Raw genomic sequence first — 2,964 nt, forward strand, 5'->3', positions numbered from 1 at the left:
GGACCTGGCGGAGAATGCTCTTCGGCGGTGGATGCGTGAAGCGACGGTGGCGCCCGCCACTGCCTTCCCCGGCGATAGCCAGCAACGCCCCGAACTGGCCGAGATCGCGGCCCTGAAGAAAGAGGTCGCCCGGCTCAAAGCGGAGCGTGACATCCTAATAAAGGTCGCGGCTTACTTCGCGCGGGAAGCGACATGACGTTCGCGTTCGTTGCGAAGCATCGGCATATCTGGTCGGTCAGCTGGATGTGCGACGTGCTGGGCGTCTCTCGGTCGGGCTTCCACGCCTGGCTCAGGCGACCGATCAGCGCCCGGGCGAGCTACGACGCGAAGCTCGTCGTGGAGATCGACAAGAGCTTCAAGACCAGCGATCGCACCTATGGCGCCCATCGGGTCTGGCGCGATGTGCTCGAGAACGGGCTGGCCTGGGGGCTGCACCGGATCGAGCGACTGATGCGGCAGAACGCCATGAGGGCGCGGCCAAAGCGGCGCGGCAAGCCCAAGGTCGATGGCGAACGGTCGGTGATCGCCGACAACATCCTCGACCGCAATTTCCAGGCCGACCGACCGAACCAGAAGTGGCTGGCCGATTTCACCTACATCTGGACCGCCGAGGGCTGGCTCTAAGTCTCGGTCGTGCTGGACCTGTTCTCACGACGCGTCGTCGGCTGGTCGATGAAGGCGGACCGGGACGCCTCACTGGTCACGGATGCGCTGATGATGGCGGTCTGCCGTCATGCGTCGCCTCGTGGTCGTCGCAAACACGCTACTGGCTGAAGCCTTCCTCCGTATTTGGCAGGCAGCGCGCTTCGGATCGGGAATGCCAGAATGCGTCGATATGGTCTTTCGAGACGTCGATGCCGATGGTATCTTTCGCCATCTTTTCTTTCCACCTTTGCTTGTCGTCCGGGCCCGCAGCCCACGTATCCGTTCAGGTCGTCAGAAAAGACGGGGGCTCGTCAAACTCGACCGCGGTCCTGAAAGACCAAGCTCCGCACGACGCCACCCCCGCCGCTGCCCCGCAGTTTGCGGTGCTGGGCAGCGGCTCCTTTTTGCCTCAGGAGCCGCGAATTCCATAAAACAAGCTCCGCCATCGTAAAATAAGCTGACGCCTTGCGAAGGATCTCGTTCGCCTGGCGCAGTTCGCGGTTCTCCCGCTCCAATGTCCTCATCTTCTCGGCCATCTCGGTAGGGACGAGTGCGCGCCGGCCGCTGTCGACCTCGGCCTTCTTGACCCAGTCGTTCAGCGTCTGCGGCGTGCAGCCGATCTTCGCAACAATCGACATCACCGCCTGCCAGCGCGACCGATGTTGGGCCTCGTTGTCGAGAACGAGCCGCACTGCCCGCTCGCGCACTTCAGGGGGAAACTTGTTCGTGGTCTTGCTCATGATGCTCCATCCTACTCAGGAGTTGGAGCCTCCGGCAAACCCGGTGCGGTTCAGATTCATCAACTGCCGTCGCCTCAGCAAATCAAAGCCTCCGCAATCGGTCAATTTGCGACAGATCCGAGGGTCACTGAAAGCAAATCTTCCCGGCATCGAGCAAAGAGTTACGATTGACCGCCTAATGTTTCGAAACTAAACCGAACACGGAGACCTGCGAGACAACCGCGAGGTCCTTGTGAGGGAGAGCCCGTGAATACGGCAATGCTTGAGGCGTTTGTACAAGTCGCTAAGCTGGAAAGCTTTTCTGGTGCTGCTAAGGAATTGGGAATATCTAAGGCGCAGTGTAGCAAACTTGTGGCGAATCTAGAGAAGATTCTAGGGACGCCACTTTTGGAACGGACAACCCGTCGGGTTCGCCTAACGCCAGTGGGTGCCTGTTACCTTTCTGATGTAGAGTTTGTAATCGACGATCTGAAGGCTGCAAACACTCGTGCCGCCCAAGGCTGTGTTCCGGTCCGGGCTCGGATAAGAATCGCGGCGCCAGCCTGCGTTTCAACGTTGTTTCTCTGGCCGATTTTCGAGAGTCTTATGAAGGTAGAGGCTGAACTTAAGTGGCGTCTGGTGGTATATGACTCCTGGTCTCCGATCAAATCGCGATCACTTGATTGCGCGATCGTATTCCACGGAATCGAAGTTCCTGATGCGGTCGTTCTGCGGGAACATGCCGTGCCAAGCGTGCTTGTCGCGCGGGCCGATTACCTCTCCCGTCGAGGCAGTCCAATCCACCCCCGGGAACTGATTTCTCATTCGTTCTTTCTCCAACGGGGGCTAGTGCAAGGATTGAACTTGCAGTTTATTGGTCCCGACGGATCCGGCGGCATGCAGAGAATCGAACCGATTTTCTCCGCTGGGGACGGGCGGCTTGTGCGGGATGCAGCACTTGCAGGGCAGGGAATTGCGCTGCTGCCAGATTACTTGGTCAAGGGAGAGTTAGCAACGAACCAGCTTGTCAGGGTTCTTCCGGAATATGCTCTTGCGCCACAGCGGCTCCGGTTTCTGCGACTTTCGGGGGACGACCGACGGCCCGAGGTCCGGTCATTTTTTAAACTCGTAGCAGGCCTTGAAATCTGGGGGCCTAATGGCGAGGCTGACTCGGAAACGCCCGACAGAGAATGGACCATTCCGGGAACAGAAACAGATCAGACCAGAGCACTTTAGCCCCGTTTTTTGATTGGGCTCTGATGATGGGTTGGGTAGCTCGAACTATGTCAGAATCTGGGTGACGCGGCGTGATCATGCGGCGCGTCTTTGGTTGGCATCGGTTTGAACGACGCCGTCGGTGAATTTGACGCATTCGATGACGTGTGGCAACTGGATTGTTCCATTGAACTTCCGCCATTTTTTTGACGCGGCGCTGAGCCGGATGAAGACCATGAACTTCGCGGTCTTTTGCTGTTGATTTGCACCTAGAACTGAGTCGGGTTTTTCACCGAGAAGTGAGCCACATCTCATTAGGGCACCTCGAAAAATTGCCCTGACCTTGCCGCCGCAGTATGAGAGCCGAGGTGTTCCGCGGCTTAGA

1 protein-coding gene and 3 pseudogenes are annotated in these 2,964 nt (G+C 58.3%); 1 reads left to right on the top strand and 3 read right to left on the bottom strand.

Annotated features, from left to right (window positions below; translation table 11 throughout):
- A pseudogene (locus tag IM708_RS21505) lies at positions 1–732 on the top strand (IS3 family transposase); the annotation flags it as partial.
- 362 nt (positions 733–1,094) lie between these two features.
- Here the strand turns inward: IM708_RS21505 and IM708_RS20625 are convergent.
- The 3 genes and pseudogenes from IM708_RS20625 to IM708_RS20635 all read right to left on the bottom strand — a co-directional run.
- Positions 1,095–1,385: pseudogene (locus tag IM708_RS20625) on the bottom strand (transposase); the annotation flags it as partial.
- Between the two features lie 654 nt (positions 1,386–2,039).
- Positions 2,040–2,189: a hypothetical protein gene (locus IM708_RS21515; protein WP_245243365.1), complete on the bottom strand. Its 150-nt coding sequence runs from the start codon at positions 2,187–2,189 to the stop codon at positions 2,040–2,042.
- 486 nt (positions 2,190–2,675) lie between these two features.
- Positions 2,676–2,964, bottom strand: a pseudogene (locus tag IM708_RS20635) (hypothetical protein); the annotation flags it as partial.

Source organism: Pararhodobacter sp. SW119, from assembly GCF_017811755.1.
Taxonomy (GTDB): Bacteria; Pseudomonadota; Alphaproteobacteria; order Rhodobacterales; family Rhodobacteraceae; genus Pararhodobacter.

Coding starts and splice junctions, on each gene's coding strand:
- IM708_RS21515 (WP_245243365.1), bottom strand. CDS start 2,189: ATGAGAAATCAGTTCCCGGGGGTGGATTGGACTGCCTCGACGGGAGAG.